General features: G+C 64.1%; 17 protein-coding genes. 4 read left to right on the forward strand and 13 right to left on the reverse strand.

Features of this window, described 5'->3' with window-relative positions; translation table 11 throughout:
* Positions 1-12: 12 nt before the first annotated feature.
* Together PM2_RS00540 and cra are read right to left on the reverse strand one after the other, a co-directional pair.
* Positions 13-789, reverse strand: coding sequence for a TatD family hydrolase (locus PM2_RS00540; protein ID WP_028699509.1), 777 nt, complete (start codon positions 787-789; stop codon positions 13-15).
* A gap of 2 nt (positions 790-791) precedes the next feature.
* Positions 792-1,787, reverse strand: coding sequence for a catabolite repressor/activator (gene cra, locus PM2_RS00545; RefSeq protein WP_028699510.1), 996 nt, complete (start codon positions 1,785-1,787; stop codon positions 792-794).
* A 284-nt stretch (positions 1,788-2,071) separates the two neighbouring features.
* On the opposite strand from cra, the gene ptsP reads away from it, so the two are divergent.
* Genes ptsP through PM2_RS00560 form a run of 3 tightly spaced genes read left to right on the forward strand, consistent with a single transcriptional unit; the run spans position 2,072 to position 7,608 of the window.
* A complete protein-coding gene (gene ptsP / locus PM2_RS00550) occupies positions 2,072-4,924 on the forward strand; it encodes a phosphoenolpyruvate--protein phosphotransferase (RefSeq protein ID WP_016713259.1) in 2,853 nt (950 codons plus the stop codon).
* Entirely contained in the window at positions 4,925-5,872 is a 948-nt protein-coding gene (pfkB, locus tag PM2_RS00555) for a 1-phosphofructokinase (RefSeq protein WP_016713258.1), read from the forward strand. It abuts the gene before it with no gap.
* Positions 5,869-7,608 carry a PTS fructose-like transporter subunit IIB gene (locus PM2_RS00560; protein ID WP_028699511.1) on the forward strand — a complete coding sequence of 580 codons (1,740 nt, stop codon included), beginning with the start codon at positions 5,869-5,871 and terminating at the stop codon, positions 7,606-7,608. Before pfkB ends, PM2_RS00560 begins: the two co-directional genes overlap by 4 nt.
* A gap of 60 nt (positions 7,609-7,668) precedes the next feature.
* On the opposite strand, the gene PM2_RS00565 is transcribed toward PM2_RS00560, so the two are convergent.
* Positions 7,669-7,890 (reverse strand): DUF3820 family protein, encoded by a 222-nt coding sequence (locus tag PM2_RS00565; RefSeq protein ID WP_016713256.1) that lies wholly within the window; start codon positions 7,888-7,890, stop codon positions 7,669-7,671.
* Between the two features lie 203 nt (positions 7,891-8,093).
* On the opposite strand from PM2_RS00565, the gene PM2_RS00570 reads away from it, so the two are divergent.
* Positions 8,094-8,570: a ferritin-like domain-containing protein gene (locus PM2_RS00570; protein ID WP_016713255.1), complete on the forward strand. Its 477-nt coding sequence runs from the start codon at positions 8,094-8,096 to the stop codon at positions 8,568-8,570.
* On the opposite strand, the gene PM2_RS00575 is transcribed toward PM2_RS00570, so the two are convergent.
* The 10 genes from PM2_RS00575 to PM2_RS00620 all read right to left on the reverse strand — a co-directional run bounded on the left by PM2_RS00575 (position 8,567) and on the right by PM2_RS00620 (position 20,717).
* A complete protein-coding gene (locus tag PM2_RS00575) occupies positions 8,567-10,057 on the reverse strand; it encodes a sensor domain-containing diguanylate cyclase (protein WP_016713254.1) in 1,491 nt (496 codons plus the stop codon). The genes PM2_RS00570 and PM2_RS00575 overlap by 4 nt on opposite strands.
* A gap of 214 nt (positions 10,058-10,271) precedes the next feature.
* The gene (locus PM2_RS00580; protein ID WP_028699512.1) at positions 10,272-11,606 is read right to left on the reverse strand and encodes an OprD family porin; all 1,335 of its coding nucleotides are present in this window, start codon (positions 11,604-11,606) and stop codon (positions 10,272-10,274) included.
* 205 nt (positions 11,607-11,811) lie between these two features.
* Positions 11,812-12,036 carry a hypothetical protein gene (locus PM2_RS00585; RefSeq protein ID WP_016713251.1) on the reverse strand — a complete coding sequence of 75 codons (225 nt, stop codon included), beginning with the start codon at positions 12,034-12,036 and terminating at the stop codon, positions 11,812-11,814.
* A 156-nt stretch (positions 12,037-12,192) separates the two neighbouring features.
* Positions 12,193-13,608, reverse strand: a complete 1,416-nt coding sequence (locus tag PM2_RS00590; RefSeq protein ID WP_028699513.1) for a heavy metal sensor histidine kinase — start codon at positions 13,606-13,608, stop codon at positions 12,193-12,195.
* Positions 13,583-14,257, reverse strand: coding sequence for a heavy metal response regulator transcription factor (locus tag PM2_RS00595; protein WP_012270545.1), 675 nt, complete (start codon positions 14,255-14,257; stop codon positions 13,583-13,585). Before PM2_RS00595 ends, PM2_RS00590 begins: the two co-directional genes overlap by 26 nt.
* A 9-nt stretch (positions 14,258-14,266) precedes the next feature.
* On the reverse strand, positions 14,267-17,359 hold the full coding sequence (locus PM2_RS00600; protein ID WP_028699514.1) for a multidrug efflux RND transporter permease subunit: 3,093 nt from the start codon (positions 17,357-17,359) through the stop codon (positions 14,267-14,269).
* Positions 17,356-18,519 carry an efflux RND transporter periplasmic adaptor subunit gene (locus tag PM2_RS00605; protein ID WP_016713248.1) on the reverse strand — a complete coding sequence of 388 codons (1,164 nt, stop codon included), beginning with the start codon at positions 18,517-18,519 and terminating at the stop codon, positions 17,356-17,358. The genes PM2_RS00600 and PM2_RS00605 overlap by 4 nt, the downstream gene beginning before the upstream one ends.
* Positions 18,520-18,686: 167 nt before the next feature.
* On the reverse strand, positions 18,687-19,421 hold the full coding sequence (locus PM2_RS00610; protein WP_028699515.1) for a YkgJ family cysteine cluster protein: 735 nt from the start codon (positions 19,419-19,421) through the stop codon (positions 18,687-18,689).
* A complete protein-coding gene (locus tag PM2_RS00615) occupies positions 19,418-19,729 on the reverse strand; it encodes a hypothetical protein (protein ID WP_016713246.1) in 312 nt (103 codons plus the stop codon). The genes PM2_RS00610 and PM2_RS00615 overlap by 4 nt, the downstream gene beginning before the upstream one ends.
* An 88-nt stretch (positions 19,730-19,817) precedes the next feature.
* On the reverse strand, positions 19,818-20,717 hold the full coding sequence (locus tag PM2_RS00620) for a chemotaxis protein (RefSeq protein WP_028699516.1): 900 nt from the start codon (positions 20,715-20,717) through the stop codon (positions 19,818-19,820).
* Positions 20,718-20,847 lie beyond the last annotated feature (130 nt).

Below are 20,847 nucleotides of genomic sequence, written 5' to 3' on the forward strand. Positions count from 1 at the left end.
GCAGCAAAACATCTACCAGCCAAACAACTCGCAAGCATTGCGGCTGCTAGCCTCAGCCAGCTCCCCGACATCAATCCCCATTACCTCGGCCAACGCCCCGGCAATCTCCGGCAAATGCTCCGGGCTGTTCCGCACCCCCGGGTACATCACCGGTGCCATATCTGGCGCATCAGTCTCCAGCACCACACTCTCCAGCGGCAGCCGCGCCAGGGTCTTGCGTAGCCGCAGTGCCTGTGGCCACGTCGCGGCACCGCCAAGCCCGAGCTTGAAGCCCAGCTTGATGTACTCGCGGGCCTCTTCGTAGCTGCCGGCAAACGCATGGATCACCCCCGCCCGCGCCGGCTTGTAGCGCTTGAGCGTGGCAATCACCTGCGCATGGCTGCGGCGTACATGCAACAGCGCAGGCAGTTCGAAGTCGCAGGCCATCTGCAGTTGCGCTTCAAACAGGTCCTGCTGGCGGGTTTTGTCCAGGTCTTCAAGGTAGTAGTCCAGGCCAAATTCACCCACGGCGCACAGCCGCGTATCGCCGTGCAGGCGTGCCAGCCATTCGCGCAACTGAACGAGGTGCTCCGGGCGGTGCTGGTCGAGGTAGACCGGGTGCAGGCCGAGTGCCGCGAACAGGCGCTGATCGGTGCAGGCCAGGTCCCACACCCGTTGGAAATTCGCCTGGTACACCCCCAGCACTACCATACGTTCCACCCCAAGCGCCGCCGCATTGGCCAGCAGGCGCGGGCGATCGGCGTCGAAGTCGGGGAAGTCCAGGTGGGTGTGGGTGTCGATCAGGCGCATGGTCAGGCTGCAGTGATGCGCTGCTTGAAGGTACGACCAACGGCATGCACACCCGGCTCGTAGCGCTTTTCCTCGATGGCGGCCAGCGCCAGCTCCAGCGCGGTGGCGGCAATCAGGCCATGCTGCTGGGCCATGGCATTGACCGGCAGCGGCAGGAAGTCGAGCAACTGGTTGTCGCCAAAGGTGCCCAGCTGCAGCTGGCGCGAATCGGCAGGGCGCGCCTGCAGGGTATCGAACACCCCTTGCAGCAGTACGTACGAGGTGGTCACCAAGGCATCCGGCAGGCCGCCCAGGTCGTCGATCAGCTGCTGCATCAGGCGCTGGCCGCACTCGCGGCTGAACGCTTCACCCTGATAGCGGCGCACTTCACCGGCATAGCCTTGCAGCGCTTCGTCGAAGCCGCCGGCACGCGCCTGGCTGACAGACAGCTCAGGGCGGGCGCCGATCAGGGCAATGCTGCGCGGGGCGGCACTGAGCAGGCTGGCGGCCAGTTGGCGGCTGGCATCACGGTCGTCGCTGATCACCGAGCAGAAGTGCGCAGGGTCCAGGCGGCGGTCGATGGCGATCACCGGCAGGCCTTTGTCCTGCAAGTCACGGTAGCTGTCGTCTTCCGGTGGCAGGCAGCTGGCGACGAACAGCGCGTCGCAGCGGCGGGCACGGAACAATTGTTGCAGCTGGCGCTCGCTGTCGGGCTGGTCGTCGCTGCTGGCGATCAGCAACTGGTAGCCACGGGCGCGGGCGCCTTGCTCCAGTTGCTTGGCAATGCGGGCGTAGCTGGGGTTCTCCAGATCCGGGAGAATGAAGCCCAGGGTGCGGGTGTGCCGACTGCGCAGGCCAGCGGCCTGTGGGTTTGGGGTAAAGCCATGGGCTTCGACCACTGCACGCACGCGCTCGACGGTGGTGTTGCTGATGCGCTGCTGTTCAGCCTTGCCGTTGATGACATAGCTGGCTGTGGTCACGGACACACCGGCCAGGCGGGCGATATCGCTGAGTTTCACCGAATTTTCCTTGTTATTTCCGGGGCTGGCTGTAATGCCGGACCGGGCATTTTGACCCAGCGCAGGCATCACGCGCAGACGACCATTGTCGCAATTGTCCGACAGGATGGGGCTTTTTACCGGGCAGATTATCGAGTAACGTGGCCGTCTGGTCAGATTAAACGTTTCAGCCGCCGAATTTTCTGCCTCGGCCGCCATCTGTGCAAGGCTGTTGAACTGGCCCTTCATGTGAATTTCACAACAATACTCCAGTACCCGACCGGGAACTGCAAAAGGAGAAGGTCATGCTCGAGCTCGCCAAGGAGCAGATAGCCATGGGCCAGACGGCCGCCGACAAGGCCGAGGCTTTGTGCCTGCTGGCGGACTGTCTGGTCGCTGACGGCCTGGTCGCCGAGGGTTACCTTCAAGGGCTGCAGGCCCGTGAGGCCCAAGGCTCAACGTTCCTTGGCCAGGGCATCGCCATCCCCCATGGCACGCCACAAACCCGCGATCTAGTGCATGCCACCGGCGTGCGCCTGTTGCAGTTTCCCGAGGGCGTAGACTGGGGTGATGGGCAAATGGTCTACCTGGCCATTGGCATTGCTGCACGCTCCGATGAACACCTGCGCCTGCTGCAGCTGCTCACCCGTGCCCTGGGTGAGACCGACCTGGCCGAAGCACTACGCCGGGCCAGCTCTGCCGAAGCGCTGCTCAAGTTGCTGCAAGGTGCGCCTCAGGAACTGGCGCTGGATGCGCAGTTGGTCGGCCTGAACGTTCCCGCTGAGGATTTCGACGAACTGGCATGGCGGGGTGCCCGCCTGCTGCAGCGTGCCGACTGTGTCGACAGCGGTTTTGCCGCCGTGCTGCAGCAGGCCGAGCCGCTGCCATTGGGCGAGGGCCTGTGGTGGCTGCACAGCGAGCGTCAGGTGCGCCAACCGGGCCTGGCCTTCATCACCCCGCAGCAGCCACTGCGTTACCGTGACCAGCCGCTCAACGGCCTGTTCTGCCTGGCCAGCCTCGGCGCTGCCCACCAGGCCTTGCTTGAGCGCCTGTGCGAAGTGCTGATCGAGGGGCGTGGGCAAATGCTCTACCAGGCCACCAGCAGCCGTGCGGTACTGGAAGTGCTGGGGGGCGAGGCGCCATCAGATTGGCCCAGTGCGCGCATCGTGCTGGCCAACCCGCATGGCTTGCATGCGCGCCCGGCCAAGGTGCTGGCGCAACTGGCCAAAGGCTTCGAGGGCGAGCTCCGCGTGCGCGTGGTTGACAGTGCGCAGCCGGCGGTGTCAGTGAAGAGCCTGAGCAAGCTGCTCAGCCTCGGCGCTCGCCGTGGCCAGACGCTGGAGTTGGTGGCCGAACCGGGCATCGCCGCCGATGCCTTGCCGGTGCTGCTGGCGGCCATCGAACAGGGCCTGGGCGAAGAGGTAGAGCCGCTGGCGCAACGTGCAACACCCGTTGCCAGCGTTGCGGCCGACGTGCTGCAAGCCCCCGTGGCCGGTAGCCGTATCCAGGGCGTGGGCGCTGCCCCCGGCATTGCCAGCGGCCCGGCGCATGTGTGTGTCGAGCGTGAGTTCGATTATCCGCTACGTGGCGAATCCAGTGCTCTGGAGCGGCAAAAGCTGCGTCAGGCCATAGCGGCGGTGGACAGCGATCTGCAGGCTTTGGTCAAGCGTAGCGACAAAGCCATTGGCGAGATCTTCGTCACCCACCAGGAAATGCTCGCCGACCCGGCCCTGACCGACGATGTCGAACAACGCCTTGCCCAAGGCGAAAGTGCTGCGGCAGCCTGGATGGCGGTAATAGAAGCCGCAGCCCGTCAGCAAGAGGCGTTGCACGATGCCTTGCTGGCCGAACGCGCTGCCGACCTGCGCGACATCGGCCGCCGCGTGCTGGCGCAATTGTGCGGTGTGCAGGCCCAGGTTGAGCCGGAGCAACCTTACGTACTGGTGATGACCGAAGTCGGCCCGTCCGATGTGGCGCGGCTGGACCCAAGCCGGGTCGCCGGCATCGTTACCGCTCAAGGAGGCGCCACTGCCCACAGTGCCATCGTCGCCCGTGCGCTGGGCATTCCTGCAGTGGTTGGCGCGGGGGCAGCGGTCCTGCTGCTTGAGTCCGGCACGCCACTGTTGCTCGATGGCCAGCGCGGCGTGGTCAACGTGGCGCCGCCGAAAGAAGAATTGCAACGCGCCCTGGCCGAGCGTGATGCCCGCGAGCAACGCCTGCAGGCCGCCTGGGCCAATCGCCTCGAACCCGCCGTGACCCGTGATGGCCACGCTGTCGAGGTGTTCGCCAACATTGGGGACAGCAACGGCATCGCCAAGGTGGTGGAGCAGGGCGCCGAAGGCGTCGGCCTGCTACGCACCGAACTGATTTTCATGGCACACCCCCAGGCCCCGGACGTGGCGACCCAGGAAGCCGAGTATCGCCGCGTGCTCGATGGCCTGGACGGGCGCCCGTTGGTGGTGCGCACCCTCGATGTCGGCGGTGACAAGCCGCTGCCGTACTGGCCGATCGCCGCCGAAGAAAACCCTTTCCTTGGCGTGCGCGGCGTACGCCTGACCTTGCAGCGCCCACAGATCATGGAAGACCAACTGCGTGCCTTGTTGCAGGCTGCCGACAATCGCCCGCTGCGAATCATGTTCCCAATGGTTGGCCAGGTACACGAGTGGCGCGAGGCGCGGGCCATGGTCGAGCGCTTGCGTGCAGAAACTCCCGTGGCCGACTTGCAACTGGGCATCATGGTCGAAGTGCCCTCGGCGGCCTTGCTGGCGCCGCAACTGGCGCGTGAAGTGGACTTCTTCAGCATCGGCACCAACGACCTGACCCAATACACCCTGGCCATCGACCGTGGCCACCCAAGCCTTTCGGCCCAGGCCGATGGCCTGCACCCGGCCGTGCTCAGCCTGATCGACATGACCGTGCGCGCCGCCCATGCCCATGGCAAGTGGGTAGGCGTGTGCGGCGAGTTGGCGGCCGACCCGCAGGCGGTGCCTGTGCTGCTGGGGCTGGACGTTGACGAGCTCAGCGTGTCTGCGCGCAGCATCGCCGAAGTCAAGGCTCTGGTTCGCCAGGCCGATCACCAGACGGCCCGCGCCCTGGCGCGCGAGGCCCTGCAACAAGACAGCGCTGCGGCGGTTCGCGCGCTGGTGGAGCGTTCCTGAATGGCCAAGATCCTCACCCTCACCCTGAACCCGGCGCTGGATATCACCATCGGCCTGGACACCCTGCGCCCGGGGCAAGTCAACCGCAGCCAGGTACAACAAAGCCACGCAGCGGGTAAAGGGCTGAACGTTGCCCAGGTATTGGCCGACCTGGGGCACAGCGTGACCGTCGGCGGCTTTCTCGGGCAGGACAACCTGCAGCCGTTCGAAGCACTGATCCAGTGGCGAGGCTTTGCCGACTGCTTTGTTCGCGTGCCGGGCGAAACCCGCAGCAACATCAAGCTGGTCGAGGCCGATGGCCGCGTCACCGATATCAACGGCCAGGGCCCAGAGGTCGATGAGGCGGCGCGTAGTGCGTTGCTGCGCCGCCTGGAACAGGTCGCCCCAGGCCATGATGCGGTGGTGGTGGCCGGTAGCCTGCCGCGTGGCATCAGTGCCGAATGGTTCCGCCAGTTGCTTGACCAACTGAAGGCCCAAGGCCTCAGGGTAGCCCTGGACAGCAGCGGCGAAGCCTTGCGTGCGGGCCTGCAAAGCGCGCCTTGGCTGGTAAAGCCCAATACCGAAGAGTTGGGCGAGGTACTCGGCCTGGCTGTGGATAACCCGGCGCAGCAACGTGCAGCCGCCGAGCACCTGCTGGCCAGCGGCGTCGAACATGTGGTGGTGTCTGCAGGTGAGCAAGGGGTCAGCTGGTTCGCCCGCGATCTGGCCGTACACGCAAGCCCACCCAAGGTGCGGGTCGCCAGCACGGTGGGGGCGGGGGATTCGCTGGTAGCCGGCATGGTCCATGGCCTGCTGCAGGGCGAGCTGCCTGCGCAGACGTTGACCCGTGCCACCGCGATTGCCGCCCAGGCCGTCACCCAGGTTGGCTTCGGCATCCGTGACCGCGAGCAACTGGCGCGTCTGGAAGCGGCCGTGCAACTGACAGAACAACAAGAGGGTTGCCGATGAACATTGCCATTGTCACCGCCTGCCCCAACGGCCAGGTGTCGAGTGTGCTGAGCGCACGTTTGTTGTCCGCCGCTGCCCAGCGGCGTGGCTGGAGTACCAGCGTCGAAGTGCAGGAAGCTGGGCACCCCGAGCGGCAACTGAGTGCGCAGCAGATCGCCGAGGCCGACTGGGTGCTGGTAGTCAGCACTGGCGCAGTGGACCTGGCCCGCTTCGTCGGCAAGCGCGTGTACCAGAGCACACCCTCCCAGGCGCTGGCCGACCGTGAAGGCTTCCTCGATGAGGCAGCAGCCAATGCCCAGCCGTTGGTGGCGGCATCAGACGCCCCAGTCGCTGTTGGCGGCGCTGTCACGCGAATCGTTGCGGTCACTGCTTGCCCGACCGGCGTCGCGCACACATTCATGGCCGCAGAAGCCTTGCAGCAAGCGGCACAACAGATGGGCTACCAACTCACGGTCGAAACCCAGGGTTCGGTCGGGGCGCGCAATCCCTTGTCAGCCGAGGCCATCGCAGAGGCGGATGTGGTGCTGCTGGCCGCTGACATCGAAGTGCCTACTGCGCGGTTTGCCGGCAAACGGATCTACCGTTGTGGCACTGGCATCGCCCTCAAGCAAGCCCGCGCCACGCTGGACAAGGCCCTGGTCGAAGCCAAAGTGCAAAGCAGCGCCGATGCCGCAGCGGCTGCCAGTACGACAAAGGGCGAGAAGACCGGTGTGTACAAGCACCTGCTGACCGGGGTGTCGTTCATGCTGCCCATGGTGGTGGCCGGTGGGCTGCTGATTGCCCTGTCGTTCGTGTTCGGCATCGAGGCGTATAAACAACCGGGCACCTTGCCGGCGGCGTTGATGCAGATCGGCGGCGAGGCCGCGTTCAAGTTGATGGTACCGCTGCTGGCGGGCTATATCGCCTGGTCCATCGCCGACCGCCCGGGGCTTGCGCCGGGCATGATCGGTGGCCTGCTGGCCAGCACCTTGGGGGCCGGTTTCATCGGTGGCATCGTCGCGGGCTTTCTTGCCGGTTACAGCGCCAAGGCCATTGCCCGCTGGGCGCGTCTGCCCACCAGCCTGGAAGCGCTGAAGCCGATCCTGATCATTCCGCTGCTGGCCAGCCTGTTCACAGGCCTGGTGATGATTTACGTGGTGGGCCAGCCGGTGGCGGCCATGCTCGAAGGGCTTACGCACTTCCTCGACAGCATGGGCACCACCAATGCCATCCTGTTGGGGCTGTTGCTGGGAGGCATGATGTGCGTCGACCTTGGCGGGCCGATCAACAAGGCCGCCTATGCCTTCTCGGTGGGGTTGCTGGCGTCGTCGAGCTACGCACCGATGGCGGCGACCATGGCCGCCGGCATGGTGCCGCCTATAGGCCTTGGTATCGCCACTTTCCTGGCCCGGCGCAAATTCGCCCAGAGCGAGCGCGAGGCAGGCAAGGCGGCGTTGGCGCTGGGGCTGTGCTTCATCTCCGAAGGGGCGATCCCGTTTGCAGCCAAAGACCCGCTGCGGGTGATTCCGGCCAGTGTCGTGGGTGGCGCATTGACCGGGGCGCTGTCGATGTACTTCGGCTGCAAGCTGATGGCGCCCCATGGCGGCTTGTTCGTGCTGCTGATTCCCAATGCGATCAACCATGCACTGCTTTACCTGCTGGCGATTGTGGCGGGTAGCCTGGTGACGGCGGTGGTGTATGCGGTGATCAAGAAGAGCGAGCGGGTGGAGTTGGCGGTGGCACCCGTAAAAGGCTAGAGACTTCTGGAGGCATTACTGGCCTCTTCGCGGGCTTGCCCGCGAAGAGGCCGGAGCAGGTCACCGCCGATGCTTCTGCCGCAACGGCACCAACAGATCACCCAACCCGTTGTGGTCGATCTCGTGCATCAACGCCAGCAATCCACCCAGCTCCCCCGCCGGAAAGCCCTTGCGCGCAAACCACGCCAGGTAGTCCCCCGGCAGGTCGGCAATGATCCGTCCCTGATACTTGCCAAACGGCATGGTCCGGGTCACCAGCAGTTCGAGGGTTTCCGGCTTCATCTTCGATGCACCTGGGTGTGGAAAAGCGCCGACCATACTGCAATCTGCACGAGCGCCCAAGCGGCAATCATGCAGAACGCCCTCATCAGCGTGCATCTTCAATTACATAAGTTATTGAAAATAATGGATTTCTTTTTTGATTAAGGCTTGGCACGAACACTGCTCCTTTACAGATGACTATCACCTGTCAAGGAGTTCGTACCATGAGCAACCCCAACAAAGACGTGATCGATGTGCTCAACGACCTGATCGAGTACAGTAAGGATGGCGAGAAAGGCTTCAAGGCCTCGGCCGATGATGTGAAGAACCCAGAGTTGAAAGCGTTCTTCGTCCAGCGTGCCGGCGAGTGCGCCAATGCCGCAGGCGAACTGCAAAGCGAAGTGCGCCGCCTGGGCGGCGACCCGGAAACCTCCACCAGCATCAGCGGCGACCTGCACCGTGGCTGGGTCAACCTGAAGTCGATGGTCACCGGCAAAGATGAAGAAGCGGTACTCAACGAGGTGGAGCGGGGCGAGGACCACGCGCTTAAAGCCTACAAGGAAGCCCGCGAAAAGCTGGTGAAACTGGGCCGCACCGCCAGTGACATGACCTACAGCCTGGTGGAAAAACAGCTGCAAGGCGTGCAGCGCAACCATGACCAGGTCAAGGCCCTGCGCAACGCTGCCCGCGCCCGTTCTTAAGCCTCAGGCCCCTCTACCCGGTTGCGGCCCATGGCCTTGGCCCGGTAGAGCGCTTCGTCCGCAGCACCCAGCACCCTGGCCAGGTCGTGCTGGGTACCGGACAGGCCGATACCGATGCTCACCGTTACTGCGTGGGCATCATCGGCAAACGGCGCTAGCGCCTCGACGCTGGCGCGTATGCGCTCTGCCAGCAGTCGGGCGCCGGCCAGGTCGGTTTCCGGCAGCACCACCTGAAACTCCTCCCCACCATAACGCGCAGCCAGGTCGGCCGGGCGTCGGATGCACGCTTCGATGGCTTTGGCCACTTCACGCAGAGCATGGTCGCCACCGGCATGGCCATGGCGCTGGTTGAACGCCTTGAAATGGTCCACATCCACCATCAGCACGGCCAGCGGCTTGCGGTTGCGTTGCGCGCGAGCCCATTCCTGGCGCAGCACCTGGTCCAGGCGGCGCCGGTTGGCCAGACCCGTCAGGCTGTCGGTGGCAGCCAGGGTTGCCAGGCCTTGCTCGGCTTCCTGGCGGCGGCGCAGTTCGCGGCCCAGCAGCAGGGTCAGCCAGAGAATGCCCACGCAGAGCACGCCGGTAGCGACGCTGACCAGAATTGCGGTACGTCGCCACGACTGGAACACCTCGTCTGCCGAGTGAACCACCAGTACGATCAGCGGCAACTGCGCGACACGGGCAAAGGTATAGATGCGTGAGTTGCCGTCGCTCCCGGAGCGTGCGGTGAAGTTGCCACTCTGTTCGCTGAGAATACGCTTGAAGTTGGGCCGCTCGGCATAGTTGGTGCCGATCAGTGGGTCTTGCGTGCGCGAGGGCTGGCGGGCAAGCAACTGCCCGTCGGTGTTGAACAGGTTGATGCTGCTGTCGTCACCGATGTCCAGGCGCTGGAACAGCTCGCTGAAGTACGACAGGCGCAATGCCCCTGCCGCCAGGCCGGCGAATTCGCCATTGGGGCCAGAGATACGCCGGCTGAAACTGATACACCAGTCCAGGTCGCCCAGTTTGGCCTTGAACGGCGGGCCTACCAGCAAACCGAGGTTGGCGTTGTTCTGATGCGCCTTGAACACCCCGGTATCGCCGAAGTTGGCCTTGCGCGGCACGCTGCTGGTGGAGTCACCCACTACGTTGCCTTGTTTGTCCAGCCACAGCACATCTCCACGTTTGCGGTCGACGAAGGCTTCATTGAATAGCAGGCGCTGGCGTAGCGGGCCGGGGATTTCCGGCAGTTCCTTGCGTCCGACAGCCCAGATCAGTCCCTGCAGGGACTGATCGTAGAGTTCGGCGTTGCGCAGGATGTCGCTTTCGATCAACTGAACGATGTTGTTGGACGAGCGAATGGCCGACAGCTCGACGCTATCGCGTTCCCGCGCCAGCAAGTAGCTGACGATGGCGACGATGGCGAGCACGGCAAGGCAGCTGCCCAGATTGAGGGTCAGCTCGGGGTGCGACCTGAGGAATGCGAAACGCGGTAATCGGGTGGGCATGCTCGCTACTGCGTGGGCAGGGCCATTCGCGGCGGCGACATTTTAGGGAAGCGCGGATTGTCGGACAAGATTTGTCCGACGGAATCACGGTGTGCTGCATTTTCAGGTTCACACCAGACCCTGTAGGAGCGGATTCAACCGCGAACACCGCGGTGCCTTCTTCGCGGGTAAACCCGCTCCCACAGGAGTGATGTGTGAAGCTTACAAAACGGGATCAGAACACGTTCAGTGGGTAATCCACGATCACCCGCACTTCATCGTTGTCGCTGTTGCTGTCGATCGATGCATAGCCCTGGCTACCACGGTGGGTGGCATAGCGCACCAGCACCGACAGGTCTTTCAGGTCACCCTCCTGGAACACGTACTTCACGTCCAGGTCACGTTCCCAGTGCATGGCGTTCTTGCCATCTTCACGGTAATAGTCGTAGTGCGTGGTGTCCTGCACCGCCTTGGTCAGGTCGGCTTCACCGCGTGAGTACGACAGCGAGGTGGTCAGGCCAGGCACGCCGAGCCCGGCGAAGTCATAGTTGTACTGCAGCTTCCACGAACGCTCGTTCGGCGCGTTGAAGTCCGAGTACATGCGCGAGTTGTCCAGGTACACGCTGTCGCCCAGGTTGATGTAGTCGAACGGCGTGTTGCCGTTTACCCGCTGGTAGGCGGCGGTGACGCTGTGGAACCCGGCGTTGACGGTGAAGTGAACGCTGTAGGTGTTGTTGTCGATCTTGCCCAGCAGGGCCTGGCCGGTGTCCTGGGTGTGGTAGAAGTGCACGCCCGGGTTCAGGCTGACCAGGTCGTTGACCACATAGGTGTAGTCGAAGTCAGCGTAGTACTGGTTCCAGATGTCCTTCAGCTCGGCGGCGTACAGGTTGGCGGTGATGTTCGGGATACCGCTCCACGACGCGCCGGCCCAGTTCAGGTGCTTGCTCTTGTCGTGTTCGTTCAGCGCGCCGTAGTAGGTGTCGATACGGCGGTGGCCACTCTGGTTGTACGGGTGGGTGAAGCTCACCTGGCCGCCTTCGAGCAGCAGGCCGTCGATGCTGGTGTTGGTCAGGCTCACGCCACGGAAGGTCTGCGGCAGCATGCGGGTTTCGCCGCCAGCGATCACCGGGTTGGTGAGGAACAGGTCACCGGCTTTCAGCTCGGTGTCGAAGGCTTTCAGCTTGACTGCAGCACCAGCCGTGGAGAACGAGTGCGGGGCAGCGCCCAGCTCGCCGTCGTCCTTGATGTGCTCGGGCAGGATGCTGGTGCCGGCATGGCCGCCACCGCCGTCGAGCTTAAGGCCCAGCATGGCATGGGCGTCCAGGCCAAAGCCAATCACACCCGGGGTGTAGCCCGACTCGAAGCGCGCGACTGCGCCCTGGCCCCACTCGCGGGTGTCGCGCACGCCGGCGTTGTGGTTGTCGCGGTTGAAGTAGGCATTACGGAAATGCAGGTTGAAGGACGACCCTTCGATGAAGCCATCAGCCTTGTCTTCATCTGCCTGGGCGGCGAAAGGGATCGTTGCAGTCAACGCAATGAACAGCGGGGTAAAAAGAAACGCGGAAGGCACCGGTACTAGCTCCTTTGGTGTGACGGTGGGGCAGTTTTTATTTTTGAATGTGCGTCTTTCTTATAAGTAGACATTACAGCCGGGCTGAGTGTTAAAGCACATAAAAAAAGCCGCTGATCGGCAGCGGCTTTAAAAGGCTAACATATCGGCACCGGTGGTGCCCATGGCGTAGCCAAGGGAAATCGGGAGCAGCAACAGCGCTTGATCAGCTGTCGGCATTGGCATCGACAGAAACTTTGGAAGCTGTCTGTTTTGCGTCTTTCGCGGCGTCAGCCTTGTTTGCAGCTACAGCGTCGCGGGCCTCTTGGTGGACGGCGGCGAGCTCTGCATTACGGGTGACGAAAGCGCTGGATTCTTCGGCCATGGCCAGGGGCGACAACAACAGGGAAGACAGGATGAAGACGCTGGCAATACCCATACTGTTGGACATTTGAAACTACCTTCTTGCGGTGCAAGTGCTAATGAGGACGGGGGTAAAGTTAGTCCTTTCAATGCACTGGAAACAGACCTGAGTGCGATAAGCACTGTTGCGCAAAAGGTAACGATCCATGGAAAAGCAATAGGACTTTCGCCGCAAACCCCCGTCCTAGACACGGTCCTGCACCGAGCGCGCAGGCCTCAGCGCTGGCAAGCGGATACCGAAAGTATTGGCACCTGCACCACTGCGCACGAACACCTCACCCCCATGCATCAGCGTAATCGCCTTGACGATGGCCAGCCCCAGCCCATGGTTACCCCCACCGCTGTTGCTGCGCGCCGCATCGACTCGGTAGAAGCGCTCGAACAGCAACGGCAGGTGCTCATCGTCAATCGCCGGCCCCGGGTTGCTCACAGCGATGCTGACCTGCTCCGGCCCGGCATCGATCTGCACCTGGATCACCTGGTGTGGCGCCGTATGTTGCACGGCGTTGTTCAGCAGGTTGATCAACGCCCGGCGCAGTTGGGCTTTTTCGATGGGGGCGTGGGCATCGCCGCTTACGTTCACGCTGACCTGCGCGTCTTCGAGGATGTAGTCCAGGTAGTCGAGCGTGGTCGCCACTTCTTCGGCCAGCGAGGCCTGGGTCAGGGCAGTGGCCTTGCTGCCCTGGTCGGCACTGGCCAGAAACAGCATGTCGTTGATGATGCTGCGCAGGCGCTCCAGCTCTTCCAGGTTGGATTGCAGCACTTCGAAGTAATGCTCGGCGCTGCGGCCTCGGGTGAGTGCTACCTGGGTCTGGCCTATCAGGTTGGTGAGCGGGGAGCGCAGTTCATGGGCAACGTCAGCGTTAAAGGCTTCCAGCCGCGAGTAGGCCTGGCTCACGCGGTCTAGCGCAGCGTTGAAGGCGTCGGCAAACTGCGCCAGTTCCGGGGGCAGCGCGTGGGTCTTCAAGCGCCCGTCCAGGCGTGGCGGGGCCAAGGCCTGGGCCTCGTTGGACAACGCCAGCAACGGGCGTAGGCCAATGCGCGCCACCCAGTAGCCCAGCACTGAGGCCAGCAGTACGCCAAGCACTGCCAACCCGACAATCGCCACCAGCAGGCTGTGCTGCGCCTGCCAGAAGGTTTCGGTGTCGATGCCGATCAGAAAGCGTAGCGGTGGCCGCTCGCCCAGCGCTGGCAGTTCGCTTACCAGCACCTTGTAAGGGTAGGGGCGGTCGGGCAGGCGCAGGTCGCGCATACCCTGCGGGCCTTCGGCGAACGCCCGTACCAGCTCGCTGGGGTGGCCGTACTCGTAGGCCGGGTTGCTGCTGACCACCCAGAAGCGGATGCGTTTGTCTTCTTCGCTCAGCAGGTTGAGCTTGTTGTTGATCTTGGCCCAGTGGTCTGGCGTACCGAATCGGTTGAGGGTGGATTCGAGCACGCTGAAGCGTGCGTCGAGTTCGGCTTGCGGCAGCAAGTCCAGGCTGTGGTCGACCTGGCGGTAAAGTGCCGAGCCGATCAACACGAACACGCCCAGTGCTACCAGGATGAACAGCGCCGACAGGCGCAGGGCAATGGAATTACCCCGCACGGTTTTCCAGGACATAGCCCATGCCTCGGATGGTGTGCAGCAGCTTGTTGTCGAAAGGCCCGTCCAGCTTGGCGCGCAGGCGCTTGATCGCCACTTCAACCACGTTGGCATCGCTGTCGAAGTTGATGTCCCAGACCAGCTCGGCAATTGCTGTCTTCGACAGGATTTCACCCTGCCGCCTGGCCAGTACGCTCAGCAGCGAGAACTCCTTGGCAGTCAGGTCCAGGCGCTGGCCGGCGCGGGTGGCCTTGCGCGCCATCAGGTCGATCCACAGGTCTGCCACCTGCACCTGGAGCGGTTCGTGGCTGCTGCTACGGCGGGTAAGGGCCTGAAGACGGGCGACCAGTTCAAGGAACGAGAACGGCTTGCCGAGATAGTCGTCGGCACCCTCACGCAGGCCATGGATGCGGTCTTCGACCCGTTCGCGGGCGGTCAGCATGATCACCGGCGTCTGCTTGCGCGCGCGTAAGGCGCGCAGCACGCCATAGCCGTCCAGGCCGGGCAGCATCACATCCAGCACGATCACCGCGTAATCGCCCTCCAGGGCCAGGTGCAGGCCGTCGATGCCGTCCCGCGCCAGGTCCACGGTAAAGCCCTGTTCGCTCAAGCCACGATGCAGGTAGTCGGCGGTTTTTTCTTCGTCTTCGATGATCAGCACACGCATGGTCTTGTCCTAGCTGGCACTTGGCGCTGCCGCACGGGCAGCCTGGCGGCGGTGGAACAGGCGCTCCAGGGCCAAGTATATGACCGGGGTGGTGAACAGCGTCAGGGCCTGGCTCACCAGCAGGCCGCCCACCACTGCAATGCCCAGTGGCTGACGCAACTCGGCGCCGGTGCCGAAGCCGAACATCAGCGGCACCGCGCCCAGCAAGGCTGCCAGGGTGGTCATGATGATCGGACGGAAGCGCGTCAGGCACGCTTGATGAATCGCCTGCTCTGGCGTCAGGCCCTGATGACGCTGGGCTTCCAGGGCAAAGTCGATCAGCAGGATGCCGTTTTTCTTGACGATGCCGATCAGCAGCACCACGCCGATCAGCCCCATGATGCTGAAGTCCTGGCCCATGGCCCATAGCAATATCAGCGCACCCAGGCCGGCCGAGGGCAGGGTGGAAATGATGGTCAGCGGGTGGACGAAGCTTTCGTACAGCACGCCGAGGATGATGTACACCGCCACCAGCGCGGCCAGGATCAACCACGGTTGGCTCGACAGCGAACTCTGGAAGGCCTGGGCCGCGCCCTGGAAGTTGCCGCTGATGGAGTCGGGCATGCCCAGCTCGCGCTGGGTGCGGTCGAGGATGCTCACCGCATCGCCCAGGGCCACGCCGGGGGCCAGGTTGAACGACAGGTTGGCCGCCGGGAACAGGCCGTCGTGGCTGATCGACAAGGGGCCGGTGCTGGGCGGCGCCACGTGGGCGACTGCCGACAGCGGCACCATCTCGTTGCTCAGCGGCGAGCGCAGGTAGAAGTAGTTGAGGCTCTCGGCCTTGCCACGCTGCTGCGCATCCAGTTCAAGGATCACCTTGTACTGGTTGGTGTCGGTCTGGAATTCGCTGATCTGCCGCTGGCCGAAGGCGTCGTACAGGGCCTGGTCGACATCGGTGGTGGTCAGGCCGAAGCGCGCGGCGGCCTGGCGGTCGATGTCGATGCGGGTGACGCTGGCGCCCAGTTGCAGGTCGTTGGACAGGTCGCGGAACGCCGGGTTTTCCCGCAGCCGGTCGGTCAGGCGCTGGGTCCAAAGGTTCAGGGCCTCGCCGTCGTTGCTCTTGAGCACGTACTGATACTGGGTGCGGGACGGGCCTGAGCTGAGGTTGATGTCCTGGCCGGCGCGCATGTACAGGACAATGCCCGGTACCTGGGCCAGCTTGGGCCGTAGCCGGTCGATCAGTTCGCTGGCCGACACATCGCGCTCGCCGCGTGGCTTGAGGGCGATCCAGAAACGGCCGTTGGCGATGGTCTGGTTGCTGCCGGTAACGCCCACCGAATGGGAGAACGCGCGCACGGCCGGGTCTGCCCCGATGATCTTGGCCAGCGCCTGGTGCTTCTCGATCATCGACGGGTACGAGACATCCGCCGCTGCTTCGCTGGTGCCCAGAACGAAACCGGTGTCCTGCAGCGGGAAGAACCCCTTGGGGATGGCCACGTAGCCGGCCACCGCCAACGCCAGGGTCACGCCAAACACACCGAGGGTCAGGCGCTGGTGGGCGAGGGCGCGGTTCAGGCCCTTTTCGTACCACCCGACCAGGCATTCGCCAAAGCCGCCTTTGTGTTCACCGGGTGGGCGGCGCATGAACAGCGCGCAGAGGGTTGGCGCCAAGGTCAGCGAAACCACCACCGAAATCAGGATGGTGGCCGTGGCGGTCAGGGCAAACTCTTTGAACAGCCGCCCGACCACACCGCCCATGAACAGCAGCGGGATGAATGCGGCAACCAGCGAGAAACTGATCGACACCACGGTAAAGCCGATTTCCCCGGCACCCTTGAGCGCCGCCGTTCGGCTGTCGTCGCCGGCCTCCAGGTGGCGGTGGATGTTCTCCACCACCACGATGGCATCGTCGACCACGAAGCCCACGGAGATGACGATGGCCACCAGGGTGAGGTTGTTCAGGCTGAAACCCAGGATGTACATCAACGCGCAGCTGGCGATCAGCGACACGCCCAGCACGCTGGATACCACCATGGTTGCCGACCACTGGCGCAGGAACAGTGCCATTACCCCGATCACCAGGGCCACGGCGATCATCAGCGTCAGTTCCACTTCGTGCAGTGAGGCGCGGATGGTCTGGGTGCGGTCCTGCAGCACCGACACTTCGACCGAGGCTGGCAGCATCTCTTGCAGCCGGGGCAGGGCGGCCAGCACCCGGTCTACGGTATCGACGATGTTGGCCCCGGGCTGGCGGAAGATCACCAGGTTCAGCCCCGGCTGGTCGCCGGACCAGGCCTTGACGTAGGCGTTTTCGGCACCGTTGATCACCTTGGCCACGTCCTTCAGGTGTACCGGGGCGCCATCGCGGTACGAGACGATCAGTTGCGCGTAGTCCTCGGGGTGGAACAGCTGATCGTTGGCGGCGATGGTCGACACGCTGTGCTCGCCGTACAGCGCGCCCTTGGCCAGGTTCAGGCTGGTCTGCTGGATGGCCTGACGCAGGTCGGCCAAGGTCAGGCCGATGGCGGCCAGCTTCTCGGGCTGCGCCTGCACGCGGATTGCCGGGCGCAGCTGGCCGGTGATGTTGATCAGGCCCACCCCGTCGATCTGGCTCAGCTGGCGGGCCAGCAGGGTTTCGGTGTAGTCGCTGAGGTCGTTGCCGGGCATCTGGTCGGAGCTGACCGTCAGCACCAGCACCGGGCTGTCGGCCGGGTTGACCTTGCGCCAGGTTGGCGGGTTGGGCAGGTCTTGCGGCAGGCGCGCAGTGGCGGTGTTGATCGCCGCCTGCACTTCCTGGGCAGCGGTGTCGATGTTCTTGTCGAGGGTGAACTGCAGGATCAGGGTGGTCGAGCCCAGCGCGCTGCTGCTGGTCATCTGGGTCATGCCGGGGATGGCGCTGAACTGTACCTCCAGCGGCGTAGCCACCGATGAGGCCATGGTTTCCGGGCTGGCACCGGGCAACTGGGCGGTCACCTGGATGGTCGGGAAGTCCGCCTCCGGCAACGGCGCCACCGGCAGGCGTGGGAAGGCGATGGCCCCCAGCAGCACCAGGGCGAAGGTCAGCAGCAGGGTGGCGATGGGGTGGTCGATGCACCAGGCGGAAACACCGTTGCGCGTGTTCATGGCTGGCTCCGGCGGTCGGCCATTTCCGACGGCGCGGGAGCATCAGGCGTGACCTCGACCCGCGCGCCCGGCTTGAGCCTTGACTGGCCATCGAGCACCAGGCGCTCGCCCGGCTTGACCCCGGCAATGATGTTCAGCTCACTGTTCTGGTACAGCACCTTCACCGGCACGCTGGTGACCTTGTCGCCGTCCAGTCGGTAGACGAAGTGCCCGTCGACGCCGCGTTGAACCACCGGCGGCGGCACCACCAGGGCGTTTTCTTCCACGGCGGTGCGCAGGCGGATGGTGACCAGTTGGCCCGGCCACAGGTGGCCGTCCTTGTTGTCGAACTCGGCCTTTACCCGCACGGTACCGGTGGTGCCGGAAATCTGGTTGTCGATCAGTGCCAGGTGGCCTTCGCCGAGCAGGCTGCGGTCGCCGTCGGCGTCCATGAAGGCCTGCACCAGCGCCGGGGTAGGTGCCTTGAGCAGGCTTTGCAGGGTTGGCAGCATCTGCTGCGGCAGGGCGAATTCGACGGCGATGGGGTCGATCTGGGTGACGCTGAACAGGCCTTGGGTATCGCTGGTGCGTACCAGGTTGCCTGGGTCGACATTGCGGATGCCGACGCGCCCGGTAACCGGTGAACGGATCTGTGTGTAGGAAAGTTGCACTTCAGCGTTGGCGATGGCGGCCTGGTTGCCCTTGACGGTGGCCTGCAACTGGTTGACCAGCGCCTGTTGCTGGTCGAGGGTCTGCTTGGATACGCCGTCATCGCTGCTGAGCAGGCGGTAGCGCTTGAGGTCGACGCCGGCCACCTGAATCTGAGCCTGGCTTTGGCCGAGCTGGGCGCGGGCCTGGTCGAGGCTGGCGCGGATGCTGCGGTCGTCGAGGGTGGCGAGCAGGTCGCCCTCCTTGACCCATTGCCCTTCCTTGACCAGCACCTGGGTGAGCACGCCCTCGACTTGTGGCCGCACCTCGACGCTGTGCAGCGACTGAACTGTCGCGATGGCGCTGGCGTACCGCGGCACGTCCTGCTGGGCGACGCTGACCACGCGCACGGGGATGGCCGCCTGCGCACGGGCAGCGGGTGCGGGCTGGCGCTGACTGTACCAGCTGCCCGCTACTACCAGGACAAGAAGCGCCAGGGCGGCGAAGATGACAGAGCGGGACGGACGTCGCATCGGTGCGGGCACCTTGGCCAGAGGGGGAGGAAAACGGTTGTCTGTACTCAATCTTATAGCCCCCGGACCGGGGCGGCAGCGTGACCGCTGGCTGACAGCGCTGTCAGTTTCGCAGCGATCCCTGTAGGAGCGTCAGACTTCAGATTTTGTGCAGGGCAGATGCCGGCCTAGAAACCAATAAAGGCGTAGTAAAGCGGGGTTTCGCTGGTGGTGTGCAATCCAAGCCCCTGCAAGCTCGCGACCAGCGCCTCATCCTGCACATGCAAGGTCCACTGCCCCCCGACATCCCCCTGCACCTGCGCCAGCGCAGTGGCAAACGCCCCCATATCCGGCAGGTAAGCTGTAAAACCATTTCCCTTGAGGGCACTGGTGGTCATGCCCAGCGCCTGGCACACCGCCACCTTGGCAGCAATGTCATCCCGGTCGGCCTGCCGTGAGGCTTGCACCAGCGCTTCCAGCTCCGCATCGACCAGTTGCGTACCGTGGATCAGTTCCGGCCCCTGCTGCCAGGCTTCTGGCGGGCAGTCCTTGTTGTCCGGGCGCAGCGGAATGTGTGGGTTGATCTCTACCGGGTAGATGCGACAGACCAGCGGGCGCTGGTCGTAGATCGTGCAAAGGTCGTTGTCGTCGAGGTTGCGGCAGCGCCCGGTGTTGAAGGCGGCAAAGGTTACTGACACGCGTGCTTCAGCGTCGCCGCAGTGCACGGGATGGGAGCGGCGCATGACATGCTCGCGCTGTTCAGCCGGCATGCCGGGGCCGTCAGTGATGAACGCCTCGATCAGTACCACTACCTGGCCTGCATCGTCCGCCCAGCGTCGCGCTTCATCAAGCGTCAACGGTACATGGTGGCCCGTGCAGCACTTGCCACAACCGGTACAGCCGAATCGCAAGCTGTCGGTCACTTGGCCTCCGGGCTCCACTCGCTGACAAAGGCACGCTGGTGCTGGCGATCGTACAGGCACAACTCCGTGCCGGTGCGCTGCTGCATGTGCTTCTGTGGGTAGACGCCTTCGATCAGCAGGGCGCTCATGCCCACCTGGTCATCGAACTCGGCGAGCTTGCCACGGGCGTGGGCGTCCTTGAACTGGCTGGCGGCCAGGCAGGCCTTGAGCATCTGCTGGCGCTGCTCGTTCCAGGCCTTGCTGCTGGAGGCCTGTGCGATACCGCTGAAAAGGGCGCAGCTGATCAGGATGGAGCTGAAAAACTTCATACGCGGTTCCGGCAGTTTTCTTACGAGGGGCACAAATTATGCCCGACTCACCCCCGGCGGCAAGCCGGGGAAGTTGTCGCTGAATATATCAGCGCTCGGTGAACACCACGGTACGCGCGGCCACCACCAGACAATCGGTCAGCTCCGGTGAGGAGAACTTGGTAAGGATGGCGTTGGCCCCGGCCTGGGTTGCCTTTTCGCTGCTCATGGCGCTGTCCAGCGAGGTGTGCAGCAGCACGTACAGGTGCTGGAAATCGGGGGTTTCGCGCAGGGTACGGGTGAAGGCGTAGCCGTCCATTTCGCTCATTTCGATGTCGGAGACGATGATGTTGATCTCCTGCACGGTGCCTTGTAGCTCCAGCAGTACATTGATGGCGTCCTTGGCGCTGCGCGCGGTGTGGCATTCGATGCCCAGGTTGCGCAGGGTGTGCACCGACTGCTGCAGGGCTACCTGGCTGTCGTCCACCACCAGGATATTGGCGGCGGCCAGCAGGCTGGCGTCTTCTTCGCTCAAGGTGCCGTGATGCGGCTCGGCCACCGGTGGGGCGATGGCATGGATGACTTTTTCGATGTCCAGCACCTGCACCAGGGTGTTGTCCACGCGGGTTACGCCAGTGATGAACGAGCGGTTGCCTGAACCAAAGGGCGGCGGTTTGATGTCGGTGCTCAGGCAGTGCACGATGCAGCTGACCCCCTGCACATGCAGGCCTTGGCGCGACCGGCTGATCTCGGTGACGATCAGGCAGCCGCCGTCCGGGTCGGCAAGGGGCCGCTCGCCAATGGCGCGGGACAGGTCGATGACCGACAGCGAATGGCCGCGCAAGGTCGCCACGCCTTTTACGTGGGGGTGCGCCTCGGGTAGCTTGGTCAGCGGCGGGCAGGGGATGATCTCGCTGACCTTGAGCAGGTTGATTGCCATCAGCTTGCCGCTGCGCAGGGTGAACAGCAGCAGGGACAGCGAGTCCGCGCGGGCATTTTGCGTGGCCATGGTGACCTTCGGTGGGGAAGAGGGGATAACCGGTTATCGGCCCTTTGGTGGATGGCTTTAGGGTGGTGATGGAAGTTGATGGGTTCGCCTTGGTTTGGTTGTTGTCGATTCGACCGAGCGCCGCCCGCGC

It is taken from the genome of Pseudomonas monteilii NBRC 103158 = DSM 14164 (genome assembly GCF_000730605.1).
GTDB classification, from domain to species: Bacteria; Pseudomonadota; Gammaproteobacteria; order Pseudomonadales; family Pseudomonadaceae; genus Aquipseudomonas; species Aquipseudomonas monteilii.

Coding starts and splice junctions, on each gene's coding strand:
- PM2_RS00560 (WP_028699511.1), top strand. CDS start 5,869: ATGAACATTGCCATTGTCACCGCCTGCCCCAACGGCCAGGTGTCGAGT.
- PM2_RS00590 (WP_028699513.1), bottom strand. CDS start 13,608: ATGTCCTGGAAAACCGTGCGGGGTAATTCCATTGCCCTGCGCCTGTCG.
- PM2_RS00585 (WP_016713251.1), bottom strand. CDS start 12,036: ATGTCCAACAGTATGGGTATTGCCAGCGTCTTCATCCTGTCTTCCCTG.
- pfkB (WP_016713258.1), top strand. CDS start 4,925: ATGGCCAAGATCCTCACCCTCACCCTGAACCCGGCGCTGGATATCACC.
- PM2_RS00605 (WP_016713248.1), bottom strand. CDS start 18,519: ATGCGACGTCCGTCCCGCTCTGTCATCTTCGCCGCCCTGGCGCTTCTT.
- ptsP (WP_016713259.1), top strand. CDS start 2,072: ATGCTCGAGCTCGCCAAGGAGCAGATAGCCATGGGCCAGACGGCCGCC.
- PM2_RS00570 (WP_016713255.1), top strand. CDS start 8,094: ATGAGCAACCCCAACAAAGACGTGATCGATGTGCTCAACGACCTGATC.
- PM2_RS00620 (WP_028699516.1), bottom strand. CDS start 20,717: ATGGCCACGCAAAATGCCCGCGCGGACTCGCTGTCCCTGCTGCTGTTC.
- PM2_RS00600 (WP_028699514.1), bottom strand. CDS start 17,359: ATGAACACGCGCAACGGTGTTTCCGCCTGGTGCATCGACCACCCCATC.
- PM2_RS00575 (WP_016713254.1), bottom strand. CDS start 10,057: ATGCCCACCCGATTACCGCGTTTCGCATTCCTCAGGTCGCACCCCGAG.
- PM2_RS00565 (WP_016713256.1), bottom strand. CDS start 7,890: ATGAAGCCGGAAACCCTCGAACTGCTGGTGACCCGGACCATGCCGTTT.
- PM2_RS00595 (WP_012270545.1), bottom strand. CDS start 14,257: ATGCGTGTGCTGATCATCGAAGACGAAGAAAAAACCGCCGACTACCTG.
- PM2_RS00615 (WP_016713246.1), bottom strand. CDS start 19,729: ATGAAGTTTTTCAGCTCCATCCTGATCAGCTGCGCCCTTTTCAGCGGT.
- PM2_RS00540 (WP_028699509.1), bottom strand. CDS start 789: ATGCGCCTGATCGACACCCACACCCACCTGGACTTCCCCGACTTCGAC.